This is a genomic window from Streptomyces aureoversilis, assembly GCF_042657885.1.
Lineage (GTDB): Bacteria > Actinomycetota > Actinomycetes > Streptomycetales > Streptomycetaceae > Streptomyces > Streptomyces aureoversilis.
On sequence record NZ_JBHSKJ010000028.1, the window covers coordinates 71,029 to 91,444 of the forward strand.

General features: G+C 72.3%; 19 protein-coding genes. 16 read left to right on the forward strand and 3 right to left on the reverse strand.

Annotation, left to right across the window (positions count from 1 at the left end; translation table 11 throughout):
• The first annotated feature begins 247 nt into the window (after positions 1-247).
• Positions 248-745, forward strand: a complete 498-nt coding sequence (locus tag ACFPP6_RS33460) for an ATP-binding protein (protein ID WP_058042604.1) — start codon at positions 248-250, stop codon at positions 743-745.
• Here the strand turns inward: ACFPP6_RS33460 and idi are convergent.
• The 3 genes from idi to galE form a co-directional block, all read right to left on the reverse strand.
• Entirely contained in the window at positions 720-1,331 is a 612-nt protein-coding gene (gene idi / locus ACFPP6_RS33465; RefSeq protein ID WP_382050306.1) for an isopentenyl-diphosphate Delta-isomerase, read from the reverse strand. The two genes, ACFPP6_RS33460 and idi, sit on opposite strands and share 26 nt — an antisense overlap.
• 56 nt (positions 1,332-1,387) lie before the next feature.
• A complete protein-coding gene (locus tag ACFPP6_RS33470) occupies positions 1,388-2,335 on the reverse strand; it encodes a cation diffusion facilitator family transporter (protein WP_382050308.1) in 948 nt (315 codons plus the stop codon).
• 176 nt (positions 2,336-2,511) lie between these two features.
• Positions 2,512-3,510, reverse strand: a complete 999-nt coding sequence (gene galE, locus ACFPP6_RS33475; protein WP_382050310.1) for a UDP-glucose 4-epimerase GalE — start codon at positions 3,508-3,510, stop codon at positions 2,512-2,514.
• A 398-nt stretch (positions 3,511-3,908) separates the two neighbouring features.
• Between galE and ACFPP6_RS33480 the strand changes: the two genes are divergently transcribed.
• The 15 genes from ACFPP6_RS33480 to ACFPP6_RS33550 all read left to right on the forward strand — a co-directional run.
• The gene (locus ACFPP6_RS33480) at positions 3,909-5,855 is read left to right on the forward strand and encodes a DUF5941 domain-containing protein (protein WP_382050337.1); all 1,947 of its coding nucleotides are present in this window, start codon (positions 3,909-3,911) and stop codon (positions 5,853-5,855) included.
• Positions 5,852-6,589: a phosphocholine cytidylyltransferase family protein gene (locus ACFPP6_RS33485; RefSeq protein ID WP_058042608.1), complete on the forward strand. Its 738-nt coding sequence runs from the start codon at positions 5,852-5,854 to the stop codon at positions 6,587-6,589. Before ACFPP6_RS33480 ends, ACFPP6_RS33485 begins: the two co-directional genes overlap by 4 nt.
• Positions 6,577-7,638: an iron-containing alcohol dehydrogenase family protein gene (locus ACFPP6_RS33490; protein WP_058042609.1), complete on the forward strand. Its 1,062-nt coding sequence runs from the start codon at positions 6,577-6,579 to the stop codon at positions 7,636-7,638. Before ACFPP6_RS33485 ends, ACFPP6_RS33490 begins: the two co-directional genes overlap by 13 nt.
• Positions 7,616-8,401 carry a CDP-alcohol phosphatidyltransferase family protein gene (locus ACFPP6_RS33495; RefSeq protein WP_382050313.1) on the forward strand — a complete coding sequence of 262 codons (786 nt, stop codon included), beginning with the start codon at positions 7,616-7,618 and terminating at the stop codon, positions 8,399-8,401. Before ACFPP6_RS33490 ends, ACFPP6_RS33495 begins: the two co-directional genes overlap by 23 nt.
• Entirely contained in the window at positions 8,398-9,303 is a 906-nt protein-coding gene (locus ACFPP6_RS33500; RefSeq protein ID WP_382050315.1) for a glycosyltransferase family 2 protein, read from the forward strand. The genes ACFPP6_RS33495 and ACFPP6_RS33500 overlap by 4 nt, the downstream gene beginning before the upstream one ends.
• 78 nt (positions 9,304-9,381) lie before the next feature.
• The gene (locus ACFPP6_RS33505; protein ID WP_382050317.1) at positions 9,382-10,317 is read left to right on the forward strand and encodes an ABC transporter permease; all 936 of its coding nucleotides are present in this window, start codon (positions 9,382-9,384) and stop codon (positions 10,315-10,317) included.
• Positions 10,310-11,122 (forward strand): ABC transporter ATP-binding protein, encoded by an 813-nt coding sequence (locus ACFPP6_RS33510; RefSeq protein WP_382050319.1) that lies wholly within the window; start codon positions 10,310-10,312, stop codon positions 11,120-11,122. The genes ACFPP6_RS33505 and ACFPP6_RS33510 overlap by 8 nt, the downstream gene beginning before the upstream one ends.
• A gap of 463 nt (positions 11,123-11,585) precedes the next feature.
• Positions 11,586-12,461 carry a squalene synthase HpnC gene (gene hpnC, locus ACFPP6_RS33515; RefSeq protein ID WP_382050339.1) on the forward strand — a complete coding sequence of 292 codons (876 nt, stop codon included), beginning with the start codon at positions 11,586-11,588 and terminating at the stop codon, positions 12,459-12,461.
• Positions 12,458-13,408 (forward strand): presqualene diphosphate synthase HpnD, encoded by a 951-nt coding sequence (gene hpnD / locus ACFPP6_RS33520; protein WP_382050321.1) that lies wholly within the window; start codon positions 12,458-12,460, stop codon positions 13,406-13,408. The genes hpnC and hpnD overlap by 4 nt, the downstream gene beginning before the upstream one ends.
• 82 nt (positions 13,409-13,490) lie before the next feature.
• Positions 13,491-14,942 (forward strand): hydroxysqualene dehydroxylase HpnE, encoded by a 1,452-nt coding sequence (hpnE, locus tag ACFPP6_RS33525; protein ID WP_382050323.1) that lies wholly within the window; start codon positions 13,491-13,493, stop codon positions 14,940-14,942.
• 116 nt (positions 14,943-15,058) lie between these two features.
• Entirely contained in the window at positions 15,059-16,078 is a 1,020-nt protein-coding gene (locus ACFPP6_RS33530; protein ID WP_382050341.1) for a polyprenyl synthetase family protein, read from the forward strand.
• Between the two features lie 117 nt (positions 16,079-16,195).
• Positions 16,196-18,229 carry a squalene--hopene cyclase gene (gene shc, locus ACFPP6_RS33535; RefSeq protein ID WP_382050325.1) on the forward strand — a complete coding sequence of 678 codons (2,034 nt, stop codon included), beginning with the start codon at positions 16,196-16,198 and terminating at the stop codon, positions 18,227-18,229.
• Positions 18,229-18,879 (forward strand): phosphorylase family protein, encoded by a 651-nt coding sequence (locus ACFPP6_RS33540; protein ID WP_382050327.1) that lies wholly within the window; start codon positions 18,229-18,231, stop codon positions 18,877-18,879. Before shc ends, ACFPP6_RS33540 begins: the two co-directional genes overlap by 1 nt.
• A gap of 5 nt (positions 18,880-18,884) precedes the next feature.
• A complete protein-coding gene (gene hpnH / locus ACFPP6_RS33545) occupies positions 18,885-19,907 on the forward strand; it encodes an adenosyl-hopene transferase HpnH (RefSeq protein ID WP_058042620.1) in 1,023 nt (340 codons plus the stop codon).
• A 5-nt stretch (positions 19,908-19,912) separates the two neighbouring features.
• On the forward strand, positions 19,913-20,416 hold a 504-nt coding region (locus ACFPP6_RS33550), incomplete at its 3' end, for a flavodoxin-dependent (E)-4-hydroxy-3-methylbut-2-enyl-diphosphate synthase (RefSeq protein WP_382050329.1).

Sequence of the window (20,416 nt, forward strand, 5' to 3'; positions counted from 1 at the left end):
GGATGCTATCCGGGCCCGCCGGACGCGCCGGCGGGCTCCCCCGGCGCCGGGGTGGAACGAAGAGCTCCGGATCGTTCATGGAGCGTGGAACAGGGCGGCCAGGATCAGTCGCGTCAGTGACCGTGGCATACGCACACGATCAAACTCCGTCGATAGCCGATGATTTGTGGTCACCCCGCCGGTACGGTCCCCCATCTTCCCAACACTCGTGGTTGCGGTCGACCATGGTGAGGGGTTGGTATCGGACATGGAAATCCTCGGGAGCGTCCCGCCCGACCCGGGGCAGGCCCCGCCCCGGCGCCCGGTCGAGTTCGACGGAGCCTGGCGCTTCACCGCTCCCGCGCTGCATTCCTCCGTCCCCCGGGCACGGCACGCCGTGCGCGACCTCCTGCGGCACCAGCGCGTGCCGCTCTGCGAGGATCTGCTGCAGGGGCTGCTGCTGATCGTCTCGGAGCTGGTCACCAACGCCGTCCAGCACGCCGCACTGCTCTCGCCCGAGGTGGCCGTGGAGGTCTCCATCGGACGGCACTGGATCCGGGTGGCCGTCGAGGACGACCACCCCTACCGGCCCAAGCCCCTGGAAGCGGACGACGAGCGCATCGGCGGCCGCGGACTGCTGCTGGTCAAGACCATCTCCGACGAGGCCGGCGGCATGTGCGACGTCGAGCACACCGCGAGCGGCGGCAAGGTGGTCTGGGCCGCCCTGCCGCTCCCCGCGCCTACCAGCCCGCCGCGTCCCCGGTGACCTCGCGCACCACGGGGCGCGCCGCATCCAGCACCGTCATGAACCACGCGGAGAAGGGCAGGCGCGCCCGCAGCGCGTCCAGCTCGGCCGGGGTCACGAACGCGGTCTCCGCGATCTCCTCCGGGACCGGGCGCGGCTCGGCCCGCACGATTCCCACGAAGAGGTGGTTGTACTCCTGCTCGACCAGGCCCGAGGCCGGGTCGGGGTGGTTGTAGCGCACGGTTCCGGCCTCGCGCATCAGCGCGGGTGCGATCCCCAGCTCCTCGCCCGTGCGGCGGGCCGCCGCCACGAACGGGGGCTCACCGGGATACGGGTGACCGCAGCACGTGTTCGACCACACGCCGGGGGAGTGGTACTTCTCCAGCGCCCGCCGCTGCAGCAGCAGCCGGCCCTCGTCGTCGAAGAGGAAGACCGAGAAGGCCCGGTGCAGTCTGCCGGGGGCGATGTGGGCGGAGAGCTTCTCCGCCGTGCCGATGGTTCTGCCGTCCTCGTCGACCAGCTCCAGCATGATCGGTTCGGCTGACTCCTCCTGGGAGGGGGCAGCAGCGGTGTCGGCGGAGAGGCCATTGGCTGGTGTGATCGGCATTGACCATCCTCGTTGTCGGTCTTCGACCCTCAAGTCTGCCGTACCCGGCCGGGGCGTCAATGACAGAGCTTCGCCTCGTGCTCCGCATGGCCGCTGGGCTCCAGCTGGAAGGTGCAGTGCTCCACGTCGAAGTGCTCACCGAGGCAGCCCTGCAGGTCGTGCAGCATTTTCTCGTGCCCGGTGGAGTCCAGGGCCAGGTGGTCGACCACGACGTGGGCGGAGAGCACCGGCATCCCGGATGTGATCGTCCACACATGGAGGTCGTGCAGGTCCTGCACCCCGGGCAGCGCCATGATGTGTGACCGGATCTCGTCCATGTCGACGTTCCGGGGAGCCGCCTCCAGCAGGACGTCCAGCGCCTCCCGCAGCAGCTTGACCGTGCGCGGCACGATCATCACCGCGATCAGCAGCGAGGCGATCGGGTCCGCCTGCGTCCAGCCCGTGGCCATGATCACCAGCGCCGAGAGCACCACGGCGAGCGAACCCAGCGCGTCCGAGAGCACCTCCAGGAACGCCCCGCGCACATTGAGGCTCTCCTTCTGCCCCCGCATCAGCAGTGCCAGCGAGATCCCGTTGGCGACCACGCCCACGAGACCGAAGACGACCGTCTGCCCGCCCGGCACCTCCGTCGGGTTCGCCAGCCGCTCGATCGCCTCGAAGAGGATGAAGCCGCCCACGCCGAGCAGCAGCAGGCAGTTCAGCAGCGCCGCGAGGATCTCGGCCCGGGCATAGCCGTAGGTGCGCCGGCTCGACGCCGGGCGGTTGGCGAAGTGGATCGCCAGCAGCGCCATCGAGACGCCCACCGCATCCGTCGCCATGTGGCCCGCCTCGGCGAAGAGCGCCAGCGAACCGGTCAGCGCGCTGCCGACGACGTAGGCCAGCAGCACGGTGAGCGTGATGCCCAGGGCGATCCTGAGCCGCCCCTTGTAGGCCGCGGCCGCCGTGCCGCTCGTGCCCGGCGGGGGTCCTCCGTGCGAGTGACCGTGATCGTGCCCTGCGCCCATGAATGCCGCCTTAAGAAACGGGTGCCCGCCCGGCCGGCTCCTGCCGTCCGGGCACCCAGTGAACTACGGGCGGGGGGTATCGGGCAACGCGGCACTGAACACCGTTGTCATGTGCTCTGACCTGCGGCGATGCCCACCGCGCCGACCTGCGGCGATCACTTCCCGGGCGGCCCGCGTCAGCCGCGCGGAAGAGCCTGCCGGGCCTCCGGGTGGTGCAGGCACCAGCCCTCCCACGCGGAAGCGACCATGCTGCGCACATCGTGCGCGGGGCTCCACCCGAGCTCCTTCGCGATCAGCTCGTTCGACGCCACGACACGCGCCGGATCACCCGGACGGCGCGGCTCCACCAGGGGCGCGGGCTCCGTGCGGCCGGTCACCTCGGCGATCAGGTCGGCCATCTCCCGCACCGAGACGCCCTCCCCGGTGCCCACGTTCAGCGTCAGGTCGCCCGGCTCCGTCCGCTCGGCCAGCCGGCGGGCCGCCGCCAGGTGCGCGGTGGCCAGGTCCTCGATGTGGATGTAGTCACGCACGCAGGTGCCGTCCGGCGTGGCGTAGTCGTCGCCGAAGATGCGCGGGGCCTCGCCCCGGGTGAGCCGGTCGAACATCATCGGGATGATGTTGAAGATCCCGGTGTCCGCGAGCTCCGGCACCGCGGCGCCCGCCACGTTGAAGTAGCGCAGGCACGCCGTGGACAGGCCGTGCGCCTTGCCGGTGGCCCGCACCAGCCACTCGCCGGCCAGCTTGGTCTCGCCGTACGGGTTGATCGGCGCGCACGGCGTGTCCTCCGTGACGAGGTCCACATCCGGCATGCCGTAGACGGCCGCGGAGGAGGAGTACACGAAGCTGCGCACCCCGCCGGCGACCGCCGCCTCCAGCAGCACGGTCAGCCCGTGCAGGTTCTCCCGGTAGTAGAGGAGCGGCTTCTCCACCGACTCCCCGACCTGCTTCTTCGCCGCCAGGTGCACCACGCCCGTCACGCCCAGCTCCGCGAACGTACGGTCGAGCAGCTCGCGGTCGAGCACCGAGCCCCGCACCAGCACGCAGTCCGCGGGCAGCCGCTCGGCCACGCCCGCGGACAGGTCGTCCAGCACGGCGACCCGCTCGCCGGCCTGCGTCATCGCCCGGGCGACGTGCGATCCGATGTATCCGGCACCGCCTGTGATCAGCCATGTCATGACCGGCACCCTAGCGCCTGGACGGCGGGTCACGACGTCCGTTCGAAGCCGGTGAGCGGGCATTCCGCGGGCGCCTTGCGCGGTGGCGTCCCGCCCCGGCCCCCGCTGGGGGCGCCCTGTGCGCCGGCGCAAATCCTTCCGCCGCAGCGGCGGGAAGGCACGACGGCGCAGCTCGGCGGTTCCGGACCGTCCCGGCCCGGAACCGCATGCCCGGCCCGAGCGTCCTCCCCATGGTGGAGCCCTGCCGGCGGCGAGGCGCACGTGCGGTGAACGGGGCCTTCCGGTGATCCGATAGCCTCTGCCGACGTGCCGCCCCCGCAGGGGTCGCCGGCACGACTGCCGCCCGCCGCGTCCCGCGGCCCCGAGGCGGCCATGTCAGCCGCAAGGAGTGAGTTCGTCTGTCGACCGCCATCCTCACCGGTACGCCGCCCGCCGGCTCCTCCCTTGAGGAGGACCTGCGGTCCCTCGGCTTCGACGTCCGCGTGACGGAGGACGCCGCAGGGGCGCTGGCCGCCGTCCCGGCCACCGAGCGCGTCGCTCTGGTGGACCCCGGCTTCGTGGGTCACGTGCACGCCCTGCGGCTGGCCCTGACCGACCCCCGCTTCCCGGCCGCCGCCGTCGAGGGCGCCCTCACCGCCCAGCCGGACGCGCGTGCCTCACTGACGCACGCGCTCAGGGAGGTCACGGGCACCACCCCGGCCGGCCGGGAGCCTGCGTCCCCCGCCGCGGCGGGGGAGCCCACCGACTCCGCAGAGCCCGGGCGCCGCCCGTCCGGGGTGGACGGGCCGGCCTCCGCGCGAGCGGGAGAGCCTGCCGGTTCCGCGCCTTCCGGCGCCGGCCGGGCCCCGGCCGCCGGGAGCCTGCCCGACATCGTCGCCGCCCGGCTGGAAGCCGGCGGCGTCGCCGTGCACCGGCCCGAGCTCGGCGTGCTCGTCGCGACCGTCCCGGACGGGGACGACGCGCGGGCGAAGACCCTCGCCGAGACCGCGGCCGTCGACGACGAGGCGGTGCGCCTGCGCAACGCCGTGAAGTCCCGCGACGGCTTCTTCACCACCTTCTGCATCAGCCCCTACTCGCGCTACCTCGCGCGCTGGTGCGCCCGCCGGGGCCTCACCCCCAACCAGGTCACCACCGCCTCCCTGCTGACCGCGCTGATCGCGGCCGGCTGCGCGGCGACCGGCACCCGCGGCGGCTTCGTCGCCGCCGGCGCGCTGCTGCTGTTCTCGTTCGTCCTCGACTGCACCGACGGCCAGCTCGCCCGCTACTCCCTGCAGTACTCCACGCTCGGCGCCTGGCTCGACGCGACCTTCGACCGCGCCAAGGAGTACGCCTTCTACGCGGGCCTGGCCCTCGGAGCGTCCCGCGGCGGCGGTCACGACGACGTGTGGGCGCTCGCGCTCGGCGCGATGGTCCTCATGACCTGCCGGCACGTCGTCGACTTCGCCTTCAACGAGGCGAACCACGACGCCACGGCCAACACGAGCCCGACGGCGGCCCTCTCCGGGCGCCTCGACAGCGTCGGCTGGACGGTCTGGGTCCGCCGCATGATCGTGCTGCCCATCGGCGAGCGCTGGGCGCTGATCGCGGTCCTCACCGCGCTCACCACGCCCCGCACCGTCTTCTACGTGCTGCTGATCGGCTGCGCCTTCGCCGCCTGCTACACCACCGCGGGCCGCGTCCTGCGCTCCCTGACCCGCAAGGCCAAACGCACGGACCGCGCCGCGCAGGCGCTGGCCGACCTCGCCGACTCCGGCCCGATCGCCGAGGTCGCGGCGGGCAGCCTGGGCCGCACGGTGCCCGGCCGGGCCTACAGCGCACCCTTCTGGGCCGTCCTCGCCGCCGCCAGCCTGCTCCTCGGCCCGCTGGTCACCGGCAGCGGCGGCACCTGGCGGGCCGTCCTGCAGGCCGCGGTCTACGCGATCCTCGCCGGTGTCGCCGTCGCACAGCCCCTCAAGGGCCCCCTCGACTGGCTGGTCCCGCCGGTCTTCCGCGGTGCGGAGTACGGCATCATCCTGGGGCTGGCCGCGCAGTCAGGCGCCCCGGGGGCCCTTCCTGCGGCTTTCGGCCTGGTGGCCGCGGTCGCCTACCATCACTACGACACGGTGTACCGCATCCGCGGCGGCACCGGCGCGCCCCCGCACCGGCTGGTGCGGGCGATCGGCGGACACGAGGGTCGCGTCCTGGCGGTCACCATCGCGGCCGCCCTGTGGCACGGCCGAGGTTTCACCATCGCGCTGACGGTCCTCGCGGCCGCCATCGCCCTCGTGGTGCTCAGCGAGAGCATCCGCTTCTGGGTGTCCTCCGGGGCACCCGCAGTACACGACGAAACAGGAGAACCCGCATGATCGGCCTCGTGCTGGCCGCCGGCGCCGGACGGCGTCTGCGTCCCTACACCGACACTCTGCCCAAGGCCCTGGTGCCGGTGGACGGTGACACCACCATCCTCGACCTCACCCTGGCCAACTTCGCCGAGATCGGTCTGACCGAGGTCGCGATCATCGTGGGCTACCGCAAGGAGGCCGTGTACGCCCGCAAGGAGGCCCTGGAGGCCAAGTACGGCCTGAGCCTCACCCTGATCGACAACGACAAGGCCGAGGAGTGGAACAACGCCTACTCCCTGTGGTGCGGCCGGGACGCCCTCAAGGACGGCGTGATCCTCGCCAACGGTGACACCGTGCACCCGGTCTCCGTCGAGAAGACCCTGCTCGCCGCCCGCGGCAACGGCCAGAAGATCATCCTCGCCCTCGACACGGTGAAGCAGCTCGCCGACGAGGAGATGAAGGTCGTCGTGGACCCCGACAAGGGCGTCCAGAAGATCACCAAGCTGATGGACCCGGCCGAGGCCACCGGCGAGTACATCGGCGTCACCCTGATCGAGGGCGAGGCCGCCGCCGACCTGGCCGACGCCCTCAAGGTCACCTTCGAGCGCGACCCCGACCTCTACTACGAGGACGGCTACCAGGAGCTCGTCAACCGCGGCTTCAAGATCGACGTGGCGCCCATCGGCGATGTCCAGTGGGTCGAGATCGACAACCACGACGACCTCGCCAAGGGCCGGGGGATCGCGTGCCAGTACTGACGAGGCTCATCCCCTCGCCGGTCGTCGTCGACATCCGGGCCGGAGCCCTCAACGATCTGGCGAGCGTCCTCGCCGATCAGCGGATCTCCAGCTCCGGCAAGCTGGCCGTCGCCATCAGCGGCGGCTCCGGGGCGGTGCTGCGCGAGCGGCTCGCCCCGGCGCTGCCCGGCGCCTCGTGGTACGAGGTGGGCGGCGGCACGCTGGACGACGCCATCAAGCTGGCCGACGCGATGAAGTCCGGCCACTACGACGCCGTGGTGGGCCTCGGCGGCGGCAAGATCATCGACTGTGCGAAGTACGCCGCCGCGCGCATCGGCCTGCCCCTGGTGGCCGTCGCGACCAACCTCTCGCACGACGGCCTGTGCTCGCCGGTGGCGACCCTGGACAACGACGCGGGCCGCGGCTCGTACGGCGTGCCCAACCCCATCGCCGTGGTCATCGACCTCGACGTCATCCGTGAGGCCCCGGTCCGCTTCGTGCGCTCCGGCATCGGCGACGCGATCTCCAACATCTCCGCCGTGGCGGACTGGGAGCTCGCCGCCCGCGAGCGCGGCGAGGACATCGACGGCCTGGCCGCCGCCATGGCCCGGCAGGCCGGCGAGGCCGTGCTGCGCCACCCCGGCGGCGTCGGCGACGACGGTTTCCTGCAGGTGCTGGCCGAGGGCCTGGTGCTCACCGGCATCGCCATGTCGGTGGCCGGCGACAGCCGCCCCGCCTCCGGCGCCTGCCACGAGATCAACCACGCCTTCGACCTGCTCTTCCCCAAGCGGGCGGCCAGCCACGGCGAGCAGTGCGGCCTCGGCGCGGCCTTCGCGATGCACCTGCGCGGTGCCCGCGAGGAGTCCGCGCTGATGGTCGAGGTGCTGCGCCGGCACGGCCTGCCCGTGCTGCCGCAGGAGATCGGCTTCAGCGCCGAGGAGTTCGTCACGGCCGTGGAGTACGCGCCGCAGACCCGCCCCGGCCGCTACACGATCCTGGAGCACCTCGCGCTCTCCACCGACCAGATCAGGGACGCTTACGCCGACTATGCCAAAACCGTCACTAGCTGAACTCCGCCCGGTCGTCCACCCCGGCGGGCTGAAGGACCGGCGCAGCGGCGAGCACTGGGCCGGGCGCCTGTACATGCGCGAGATCTCCCTGCGCTGCACCCGGGTCCTGCTGAACACCAGGCTCACGCCCAACCAGTACACGGGCCTGATGATCCTGGCCGGCGTCGCGGCGGGCGCGGCCCTGGTGATCCCGGGCCTCACCGGGGCGATCCTCGGTGCGCTGCTCATCCAGCTGTACCTGCTGCTGGACTGCGTGGACGGCGAGCTCGCGCGCTGGCGCAAGGTCACCTCCACGACCGGCGTCTACCTCGACCGGGTGGGCCACTACCTCTCCGAGGCCGCCCTCCTGGTCGGTTTCGGCATCCGGGCGGCGGACGTCCTGCACAAGGACGGCGCGGCCACGCAGTGGCAATGGGCGTTCCTGGGCACGCTGGCCGCGCTCGGCGCCATCCTGATCAAGGCGGAGACGGACCTGGTCGACGTGGCCCGCGCCCGCAGCGGCATGGCGGCCGCCGAGGACTCCGCGGCCACGCCGCGCTCCTCGGGCATGGCCCTGGCCCGCAGGGCCGCCGCCGCGCTGAAGTTCCACCGGCTGGTCGGCGGCGTCGAGGCGTCGCTGGTGATCCTGGTGGCCGGCATCGCGGACTTCGTCCACGGCGACCTGCTGTTCACCCGTGTCGCGGTGGTCCTGCTCGCCGCCGTCGCGGTGCTGCAGACTGTGCTGCACCTCGTGTCCATCCTCGCGTCGAGCAGGCTCCGATGAACGCTTCCTCCGCCCCTTCGGCCAAGGTCGGTGCGGTTGTCCTCACCATGGGCAACCGCCCCGCGGAGCTGCGCGCCCTGCTGGAGTCGGTCGCCAAGCAGGACGGCGACCCGATCGAGGTCGTCGTCGTCGGCAACGGCTCCCCGCTGCCGCCGATCGCCGTCCCCGGCCTGGCCGTGCGCACCGTCGAGCTGTCGGAGAACGTCGGCATCCCGGCCGGGCGCAACGTGGGCATCGAGGCGTTCGGACCCGCCGGGCGCGAGGTCGACGTCATGCTGTTCCTGGACGACGACGGCCTCCTGCCCGGCCAGGACACCGCCGAGCTGTGCCGGCAGGCGTTCGCCGCCGACCCCAAGCTGGGCATCATCAGCTTCCGGATCGCCGATCCCGACACGGGCGTCACCCAGCGCCGCCACGTGCCGCGGCTGCGCGCCTCCGACCCGATGCGCTCCTCGCGGGTGACCACCTTCCTCGGCGGCGCCAACGCGGTCCGCACCCGGGTCTTCGCCGAGGTCGGCGGGCTGCCGGACGAGTTCTTCTACGCGCACGAGGAGACCGACCTCGCCTGGCGGGCCCTCGACGCGGGCTGGATGATCGACTACCGCGCGGACATGGTGCTGCACCACCCGACGACGGCGCCGAGCCGCCACGCGGTCTACCACCGCATGGTCGCCCGCAACCGCGTCTGGCTCGCCCGGCGCAACCTCCCCGCCCCGCTGGTCCCGGTCTACCTGGGGGTGTGGCTGCTGCTCACCCTGGCCCGGCGGCCGTCCCTGCCCGCGCTGCGGGCCTGGTTCGGGGGCTTCAAGGAGGGCTGGACGACTCCCTGTGGTCCACGGCGCCCCATGAAGTGGCGTACCGTGTGGCGCCTGACCCGGCTGGGTCGGCCTCCCGTGATCTGACAAGCTCTTGTCTATGAGCATCGGGCGCGGACCGGGGCGAGCCCCCGGCAGCGCACCTTGAGGACGAAAGTGTCAACTGTGAGCGAGACAACGCACGACAGTGCGGTCGCCATGAGTGCCCCGCCATCGCCCGACGACGGACTGTCCGCCGCCGAGCTGGCCAAGAAGTACGGTCTCGCGGTCAGCGGGGCCCGCCCGAGCCTGCCGGAGTACGCCCGGCAGCTGTGGGCGCGGCGGCATTTCATCGTCGCGTTCTCCCGGGCCAAGATGACGGCCCAGTACAGCCAGGCCAAGCTGGGCCAGGTCTGGCAGGTGGCGACGCCGCTGCTGAACGCCGGCGTGTACCTGCTGATCTTCGGTCTGCTCATGCAGCAGTCCAAGGGCATGGGGATCGCCACCTACATCCCCTTCCTGGTGACCGGCGTCTTCGTCTTCACCTTCACCCAGAGCTCGGCGCTGGCGGGCGTGCGCTCCATCTCGGGCAACCTGGGCCTGGTGCGGGCCCTGCACTTCCCGCGGGCGGCCCTGCCGATCTCCTTCGCGATGCAGCAGCTCCAGCAGCTGCTGCTGTCGATGTGCGTGCTGTTCCTCTTTCTCCTCGGCTTCGGGCACATGCCCGATCCGTCCTGGGCGCTGATCGTTCCCGTCCTGGTGCTGCAGTTCTTCTTCAACACCGGCCTGGCGATGGTCATGGCCCGGGCGGGCAGCAAGACGCCCGACCTGGCGCAGCTGCTGCCGTTCATCACGCGGACGTGGATGTACGCGTCCGGCGTGATGTACAACATGGTCGAGGCGCTGGAGAAGGCCCACGCCCCGAAGTGGGTCGTCGACGTGCTCAGCGCCAACCCGGCCGCCGTCTACATCGACCTGATGCGCTGGTCCCTGATCGACGACCACAGCCACATCCACCTGCCGCCGCACGTGTGGCTGCTGGCGGTCGGCTGGGCGGTCGTGGTCGGCGCCGGCGGCTTCGTGTACTTCTGGAAGGCTGAGGAGCAGTACGGCCGTGGCTGAACAGAACCCCACCGCGGACTCCACCGGGACGTCCGCCGAGACCGCCGCCCGCGTGCCCACCGTGATCGCGCAGGACGTCCACATCGTCTACCGCGTCTACGGCGGCAACACCGGCCGCGGCAGCGCGACCGCCGCCCTGAACCGCATCGTCAAGCGCAAGCCGGGGGCCGGCGTGCGCGAGGTGCACGCCGTCAAGGGCGTGAGCTTCACCGCCTACCGCGGCGAGGCGATCGGCCTGATCGGCTCCAACGGCTCCGGCAAGTCCACCCTCCTCAAGGCCATCGCCGGGCTGCTGCCCACCGAGCGCGGCAAGGTCTACACCGACGGCCAGCCCTCGCTGCTGGGCGTGAACGCGGCCATGATGAACGACCTCACGGGCGAGAAGAACGTGATGCTCGGCGGTCTGGCCATGGGGATGTCGCGCGAGCAGATCCGCGAGCGCTACCAGGGCATCGTCGACTTCTCCGGGATCAACGAGAAGGGCGACTTCATCACGCTGCCCATGCGGACCTACTCGTCCGGCATGGCGGCCCGGCTGAGGTTCTCCATCGCCGCGGCCAAGGACCACGACGTGCTGATGATCGACGAGGCGCTGGCCACCGGTGACCGCTCGTTCCAGAAGCGCTCCGAGGCCCGCATCCGCGAGCTGCGCAAGCAGGCGGGCACGGTCTTCCTCGTCAGCCACAACAACAGGTCGATCCGGGACACCTGCGACCGTGTGCTGTGGCTCGAGCACGGACAGCTGCTGATGGACGGCCCGACCGAGGAAGTGGTCCGGGCGTACGAGAAGGAGACGGCCCGCTAAGGGCCGTACGGGCCGGCGCGGGCCGGTCCCCGCGGGCCCTCGCCGGTGCGCTCCGGTGAGGGCCTTGACCTTTCCGTAACGATCAACTGGCTTATTGGCAGGGTTGATTCGTTGCTCGCGTGGCATTGTATGGATCAAGCACCTACCCGGCCGCGCGTCGGACAGGTGTGCGGCGTACGCTGTACCGTGCTGATTTGCGGCGAAGCGTGCGATACCGGTGTATCCGCGGCTCCGGAGATGGCGTCGGATACGGCGGGACAGTGGGTGCCGAAGGGGGAGCAGGGGGCGCCGAAGGGGGTGTCTACCCTGCGGCGTGTCCGAAATAGGATGTTCTGGGTCGGCAGTGTAGAACGGGAGATGTGACGGCAATGGCTACGGAAACTCTCCAGCCCCGAGGCGTGCACGCCGTCCCCGGTCCGGGCAGCCCGCGGTGACGGCGGGGACGGACGCGCACGAGCGCGCCGTGCTCGACAAGGCCGCGCACGAGAACTTCCCTGTGGCACCCTTCTTCCTCCCGCGCGCCTGGCGGGACGACCTCATGGCCGTCTACGGGTACGCCCGCCTCGTCGACGACATCGGCGACGGCGACCTCGCCCCCGGCGGGCGCGACGCGCAGCTGCTGGGGCTCGCCGGGTCGCGGGCCGACACGAGCGAGGAGCGGCTCGCGATGCTGGACGCCTTCGAGGCGGACCTGCGGCGCGTCTTCGACCGCTCCGGCACCGGCCCCCGCCATCCGCTGCTGCGCCGCCTGCGGCCCACCGTGCGCCGGTGCGGCCTGACCCCGGAGCCCTTCCTGGGGCTGATCGAGGCCAACCGGCAGGACCAGCGCGTCCGCCGCTACGGTACGTACGACGATCTGCTCGCCTACTGCGAGCTGTCCGCGAACCCCGTCGGCCGCCTCGTCCTGGGCATCACCGGCACCGCCAGCCCCGAGCGGATCCGCCGCTCGGACGCGGTCTGCACCGGGCTGCAGATCGTGGAACACCTGCAGGACGTCGCCGAGGACCTCGGACGCGACCGCGTCTACATCCCGGCCGAGGACATGAAGCGCTTCCACGTCACCGAGGCCGACCTCGCGCGCCCGACGGGCGGCGCGTCGGTGCGCGCCCTGGTCGCGTACGAAGGGGAACGCGCCGGGGAACTGCTGAATGAAGGCACCCCCCTGGTGGGTAGCGTCCACGGCAGGTTGAAGCTGTTGCTCGCGGGGTTCGTGGGCGGGGGGAGGGCCGCGCTCCGCGCGGTCGCCGCCGCAGGACACGACGTACTGCCCGGACCGCCCAAGCCCACCAAGCTCAGCCTGCTGCGCGAGGTGGGAGCGACACTGCGAAGAGAGGGGTGAGCGGGACCGTGAACGGATCGCAGGAAGCGTCCGCACCGGTGCTCGCCGCGTACAGCTACTGCGAGGCGGTCACCGGGCAGCAGGCGGGCAACTTCAGCTACGGCATCCGGCTCCTGCCGACCGCCAAGCGGCGCGCCATGTCGGCGCTGTACGCCTTCTCACGGCGTGTCGACGACATCGGGGACGGGCCGCTGGACGCGGCGGACAAGCACCGCCGGCTGGAGGAGACGCGCGAGCTGCTCGCGCGGATCCGGGAGGGCCGGATCGCCGAGGACGACACCGACCCGGTGGCCGTCGCGCTCAGCCATGCCGCGCGCCGCTTCCCCATCCCGCTCGGCGGGCTGGACGAACTCATCGACGGCGTTCAGATGGACGTGCGCGGCGAGTCGTACGAGACCTGGGACGACCTCGCGGTGTACTGCCGGTGCGTCGCGGGTGCCATCGGCCGGCTCTCCCTCGGCGTGTTCGGCACCGTGCCCGGCGCGCACGATGCCGCACGCGCCTCGGAGTACGCCGATACGCTCGGCCTGGCGCTGCAGCTCACCAACATCCTGCGCGACGTCCGCGAGGACGCGGCCAACGGCCGCACCTACCTGCCCTCCGACGACCTCGCGAAGTTCGGCTGCGCCGACGGCTTCCACTCCGCCAGGCCCCCGGCCGGCGCCGACTTCACCGGCCTCGTCCACTTCGAGGTCCGCCGCGCCCGCGCGCTCTTCGCCGAGGGCACCCGGCTGCTGCCCATGCTCGACCGGCGCAGCGGCGCCTGCGTCGCCGCCATGGCCGGCATCTACCGCCGGCTGCTCGACCGCATCGCCGAGGACCCCGAGGCGGTCCTGCGCGGCCGGGTCTCCCTGCCCGGCCGGGAGAAGGTCTACGTCGCCGTGCGCGGCCTGTCCGGACTCGACGCCCGCAGCGTCCACCGGCGGACCGCCGGGGGGCGCGCTTGATGCCCCTGACCCGGGCCGGCAAACGGCGCGCAACCCTCCGCACTGCGAAAACGTCCCTGAGAGCAGCCGAAGGGGTGGGCACATGACAGCCACGACAACCGGGCCCGGCCGCGGCCCCGCCGACGGGGACGGCGCCCCGGCCGCCCGCGCGGTGGTCGTCGGCGGCGGGCTCGCCGGCATCACGGCCGCGCTGGAGCTCGCCGACGCCGGCGTGCGCGTCACCCTCCTGGAGGGCCGGCCCCGGCTCGGCGGCCTCGCCTTCTCCTTCCGCCGCGGCGACCTCACCATCGACAACGGCCAGCACGTCTACCTGCGCTGCTGCACCGCCTACAGCTCGTTCCTCGACCGGATCGACGCGCTGCACCTCGCGCCCCTGCAGGACCGGCTCGACGTGCCCGTCCTCGACGTCGGCCACCCCTCCGGCAGGCCCCGCCTCGGCCGGCTGCGCCGCACCGGCCTGCCCGTCCCCCTGCACCTGGCCGCGAGCCTCGCCACGTACCCGCACCTCTCGCTCGCCGAGCGCGCGCAGGTGGGCCGCGCCGCGCTGGCCCTGCGCGGCCTCGACCCGCAGGACCCCGCCCTCGACGGCACGGACTTCGCGAGCTGGCTGCGGCGCCACGGCCAGTCCGCCCGCACCGTCGAGGCGCTGTGGGACCTGATCGGCGTGGCCACGCTCAACGCCACCGCCGACGAGTCCTCGCTCGGCCTCGCCACCATGGTCTTCAAGACCGCGCTGCTCACCGAGCCCGGCGCCGCCGACATCGGCTGGGCGCACGTCCCCCTCGGCGAGCTGCACGACACCCGCGCCCGCGCCGCCCTCGACAAGGCCGGCGTGCGCACCCTGCTGCGCACCCGCGCCACCGGCGTCAGCCGTGCCGCGGACGGCCTCTGGCAGGTCGACGCCGAGACGGGACCCGGTGCGGCCGAGCGGCTCACGGCCGGCACGGTCGTGCTCGCCCTGCCGCAGCGCGAGACCCACGCCCTGCTGCCCGACGGCGCCCTGGACGAGCCGGGCCGGCTGCTGGAGATCGGCACCGCCCCCATCCTCAACCTCCACGTCGTCTACGACCGCAAGGTCCTGCGGCAGCCGTTCTTCACCGCGCTGGGCTCGCCCGTGCAGTGGGTCTTCGACCGCACGGACTCCTCGGGTCTCGCGGCGCGGGGAGAGGGCGGGCAGTACCTGGCGGTCTCCCAGTCGGCGGCGCAGGACGACATCGACCGGCCCGTGGCCGAGCTGCGGGCCCGCTATCTTCCCGAGCTGGAACGGCTGTTGCCCGCCGCACGCGGCGCCGGCGTCCGGGACTTCTTCGTGACCCGGGAGCGTACAGCGACGTTCGCCCCCACCCCGGGCGTCGGCCGGCTGCGGCCGCCCGCCCGCACGAACACGCCCGGCCTGTACCTGGCCGGCGCGTGGACCGCCACCGGCTGGCCCGCGACCATGGAGGGCGCTGTGCGCAGCGGCGTCCACGCCGCGGGTGCGGCACTCTCCGAGCTCGGCCGACCGCACGAGAGCCCCTTGCGGGAGGCGGTATGACCGAGGCGAGCCATGAAGCGTCGCGTGCCCGGACCGGGCCGCGCACGAGCACGACCACCAGAGGAGAGACCGTGACTTCGGCGATCCCAGCTGTCGACACTGCAGGCGTCAACGCCATGCTGGAGCGGGGACGGACGCTTGCCACGCCGGTGCTGCGTGCCGCCGTGGACCGGCTCGCGCCGCCCATGGACACCGTCGCCGCCTACCACTTCGGCTGGATCGACGCCGAGGGGCGGCCGGCGCACGGCGACAGCGGCAAGGCCGTCCGGCCCGCGCTCGCCCTGCTCTCGGCCGAGGCCGCCGGACGCGCCCCGGAGGTGGGCATCCCCGGCGCGGTCGCCGTGGAGCTCGTGCACAACTTCTCCCTGCTGCACGACGACCTGATGGACGGCGACGAACAGCGCCGCCACCGCGACACCGTCTGGAAGGTGTACGGGCCCGAGCAGGCCATCCTCGTCGGCGACGCCCTCTTCGCGCTCGCCAACGAGATCCTGCTGGAGCTCGGCACCGTCGAGGCCGGCCGCGCCACCCGGCGGCTGACCACCGCCACCCGCAAGCTGATCGACGGCCAGGCGCAGGACATCGCCTACGAGCACCGCGAGCGGGTCACCGTCGAGGAGTGCCTGGAGATGGAGGGCAACAAGACCGGCGCCCTCCTCGCCTGCGCAGTCTCCATCGGCGCCGTCCTCGGCGGCGCCGACGACCACACGGCCGACACCCTGGAGGCCTACGGCTACCACCTGGGCCTCGCCTTCCAGGCGGTGGACGACCTGCTCGGCATCTGGGGAGACCCGGAGGCCACCGGCAAGCAGACCTGGAGCGACCTGCGCCAGCGCAAGAAGTCGTTGCCGGTGGTCGCGGCCCTCGACGCCGGCGGTTCCGCCTCCGAGCGGCTCGCGGAGATCCTCGCGGCCGACGCCAAGCTCAGCGACGCCCAGCTCGCCGACTTCGACGAGGAAGAATTCGCCAGCCGCGCGATGTTGATCGAAGAGGCGGGCGGCCGGGAGTGGACCTCCCAGGAGGCCCGCCGCCAGCACGCGACCGCGATCGCCGCACTCGACCGAGTTGACATGCCCGCAGAAGTCCGAGCCCAACTGGTGGCGCTCGCCGACTTCGTCGTCGTACGAAAGAGATGATTCCTATTCACCCGATCTAGCAGATCGCGGTCGCCGGCCGGCGCCAGTGTTGCGGCGCCGGCCGACGGAGCCCCCAGGAAGGCAGAGAAGGAAGCTCACTGCAAAAAAGGGGAAACCATGACAGCGACGACCGACGGAAGCACCGGGGCCCTGCCGCCCCGCGCTGCCGCGGCCACCGACAGCACCACAGCGCAACAGCACACGGCACACGGCACGGCACAGCCCCCGCTCCAGGAGGGTGAGGCGCCCGGCGCGCTCGCCGCCGCGGAGCGGGCCACGGCCCGCGCGGTCGATCACCTCCTCTCCCGCCAGGACGAGCAGGGGTGGTGGAAGGGCGACCTGGAGACCAACGTCACCATGGACGCCGAAGACCTGCTGCTCCGTCAGTTCCTGGGAGTCCAGGACGAGAGGACCACCCGCGCCGCCGCCCTCCACATCCGCTCCGAGCAGCGCCCGGACGGCACCTGGGCCACCTTCCTCGGCGGGCCCGGCGAGCTCTCCACCACCATCGAGGCCTACGTCGCCCTGCGGCTCGCCGGAGACGCCCCCGACGCCCCGCACATGGCCGCCGCCTCCGCGTGGATCCGCGAGCAGGGCGGCATCGCCGCCTCCCGGGTCTTCACCCGCATCTGGCTCGCCCTCTTCGGCTGGTGGAAGTGGGAGGACCTCCCCGAACTGCCGCCCGAGATCATGTTCCTGCCGAAGTGGTTCCCCCTGAACCTCTACGACTTCGGCCAGTGGGCCCGGCAGACCATCGTGCCCCTGACCGTCGTCTCCGCGAAGCGCCCCGTGCGCCCCGCTCCCTTCGCGCTCGACGAGCTGCACACCGACCCGGCCCGGCCGAACCCGCCGCGACCGCTCGCCCCGGCGGCCGGCTGGGACGGCGTCTTCCAGCGGCTCGACAAGGCCCTGCACCACTACCGCCGGTTCCCGCTGCGCCGCCTGCGCCGCCTCGCGCTCGACTCGGCCGCCCGCTGGATCATCGAGCGCCAGGAGAACGACGGCTGCTGGGGCGGCATCCAGCCCCCCGCCGTCTACTCGATCATCGCCCTGCACCTCCTCGGCTACGACCTGGACCACCCCGTGCTGCGCGAGGGGCTCAAGTCGCTGGACCGTTTCGCCGTGTGGCGCGAGGACGGCAGCCGCATGATCGAGGCCTGCCAGTCCCCGGTGTGGGACACCTGCCTGGCCACCATCGCCCTCGCGGACGCCGGAGTGGCGCCCGACCACCCGGCGCTGGTCAAGGCCGCCGACTGGATGCTGGGCGAGCAGATCCACCGCACCGGCGACTGGGCGGTGCGCCGCCCCGGGCTGACCCCGGGCGGCTGGGCCTTCGAGTTCCACAACGACACCTACCCCGACATCGACGACACGGCCGAGGTCGTGCTCGCCCTCAAGCGGGTCCGGCACCCCGAGCCCGCGCGCCTGGAGACGGCCGTCCGGCGGGCCGCCCGCTGGAACCTGGGCATGCAGTCGAAGAACGGCGCCTGGGGCGCCTTCGACGCGGACAACACCAGCACGCTGCCCAACCGGCTGCCCTTCTGCGACTTCGGCGAGGTCGTCGACCCGCCGTCCGCCGACGTCACCGCGCACGTCGTCGAGATGCTCGCCTTCCTCGGCGAGCGGCACGACCCGCGCACGCGGCGCGGCGTCGAGTGGCTGCTGGCCGAACAGGAGGAGAGCGGCGCCTGGTTCGGCCGCTGGGGCGTCAACTACGTCTACGGCACCGGGTCGGTGGTGCCCGCCCTCGTCGCGGCCGGCATCCCCGCCTCGCACGCGGCGATCCGCCGGGCCGTGCGCTGGCTGGAGGGCGTGCAGAACGACGACGGAGGCTGGGGCGAGGACCTGCGCTCCTACCGCGACCCCGAGTGGATCGGGCGCGGCGCCTCCACCGCCTCCCAGACGGCCTGGGCCCTGATGGCCCTGCTCGCCGCCGGAGAGCGGGAGGGCAAGGCCGTGGAGCGGGGCGTGGCCTGGCTGGTGGAGACCCAGCGCGCGGACGGGTCCTGGGACGAGCCGCACTTCACCGGCACCGGATTCCCCTGGGACTTCTCCATCAACTACCACCTCTACCGGCAGGTCTTCCCCGTCACGGCCCTCGGCCGCTACGTGCACGGGGAGCTGTTCACCCCCGACCGCCTGGAGGCGTGATGACGAACGGCACGGGCAGTCCCGGCCCCGCACCGCTGCTGGTCGCCTGTGCGCTCGGCATCGAGCGCCTCGCCCTGCGCGGGGGCGGCCCGGGCGGGGCGGCCGGGCCCGTGACCGTTCTGCGGACCGGCATGGGACCGCAAGCCGCGGACCATGCCGTCACCCAGGCCCTGCGCGACCCCGCGATGCGCGAGGCCGCCGTCGTGGCCACGGGCTTCTGCGCCGGCCTGGCCCCGGGGATGCACCCCGGCGACCTGGTCGTCGCCGACGAGACCCGGGACCGCACGGGCAGCACCGAGTGCTCGGGCGTCGAGCTGCTCGCCAAGGAGCTCGCCCGTGCCGTGCCCCGGCGCGTCATCCACACCGGGCCCCTCGTCGGCTCGGACCACGTCGTGCGCGGCGCGGAGCGGGCCGCCCTGCATGCCGCGGGCGCGCTCGCCGTGGACATGGAGTCCGCGGCCACACTCCGAAGCGCCGTGCGTGCGGGGCCGCGCCCGGTTGCGGCCGTCCGGGTGGTCGTGGACGCTCCAGAGCATGAACTCGTCCGAATCGGGACGTTGCGCGGTGGAATATCGGCTTTCCGGGTTCTGCGCACCGTCCTCCCGGCTTTTATCGAATGGCACCGTTCTTTACTGCTCCCCAGGAGGTGAGCCAGATGGCCATGCCACTCCGCCAGTCCATCCGGGTGGGAACGTACCTTTTTGAACAGAAGCTCAGGAAGCGCGAGAAGTTCCCGCTGATCGTCGAGCTGGAACCGCTTTTCGCCTGCAATCTCAAGTGCGAGGGGTGCGGGAAGATCCAGCACCCCGCCGGGGTGCTCAAGCAGCGCATGCCGGTCGCACAGGCCGTCGGCGCCGTGCTGGAGTCCGGGGCGCCGATGGTCTCCATCGCGGGCGGCGAACCCCTGATGCATCCGCAGATCCACGAGATCGTGCGTCAGCTGGTGGCGAAGCGGAAGTACGTCTTCCTTTGCACCAACGCCATGCTCCTGCGCAAGAAGATGGACAAGTTCACCCCGTCCCCCTACTTCGCGTTCGCGGTGCACATCGACGGGCTGCGCGAGCGGCACGACGAGTCCGTTGCGAAGGAGGGCGTCTTCGACGAGGCGGTGGAGGCCATCAAGGAGGCCAAGCGGCGCGGCTTCCGGGTCACCACGAACTCGACCTTCTTCAACACCGACACCCCGCAGACCATCGTCGAGGTGCTCAACTTCCTCAATGACGAGCTGAAGGTCGACGAGATGATGATCTCGCCCGCCTACGCCTATGAGAAGGCTCCCGACCAGGACCACTTCCTGGGGGTCGAGCAGACCCGGGAGCTCTTCAAGAAGGCCTTCTCCGGGGGGAACCGGGCGCGCTGGCGGCTCAATCACAGCCCCTTGTTCCTGGATTTCCTGGAGGGCAAGGTCGACTTCTCCTGCACCGCCTGGGCGATCCCCAACTACTCCCTCTTCGGGTGGCAGCGCCCCTGCTATCTGATGAGCGACGGCTACGTCCCGACGTACCGCGAGCTGATCGAGGAGACCGACTGGGACAAGTACGGCCGCGGCAAGGACCCGCGCTGCGACAACTGCATGGCCCACTGCGGATACGAGCCGACCGCCGTCCTCGCCACCATGGGGTCGCTGAAGGAGTCGATCCGCGCGGCCCGCGAGAGCGTCGCCGGGAACCGGAGCTGACGGCCGTGGCCTCCGCGGGACCCGTGTCCCTCGGGCTCCCCGGCGTGCCGGCCCGGCCGCTCGCGGTGCGCCGCCCCTCGCGGCGCATCCAGGTCGGGTCGGTCGCCGTGGGCGGTGACGCGCCCGTTTCGGTGCAGTCGATGACCACGACGGTCACGGCCGACGTCGGTGCCACGCTCCAGCAGATCGCGGAGCTGACGGCGTCGGGCTGCCAGATCGTGCGTGTGGCGTGCCCGTCCCAGGACGACGCGGACGCGCTTCCGGTCATCGCGAAGAAGTCGCAGATCCCCGTCATCGCGGACATCCACTTCCAGCCGAAGTACGTCTTCGCGGCGATCGACGCGGGGTGTGCGGCGGTCCGTGTGAACCCGGGGAACATCCGGCAGTTCGACGACAAGGTGAAGGAGATCGCCAAGGCGGCCTCCGACGCGGGCACCCCGATCCGTATCGGCGTGAACGCCGGATCGCTGGACCGGCGCCTGCTGCAGAAGTACGGGAAGGCGACGCCC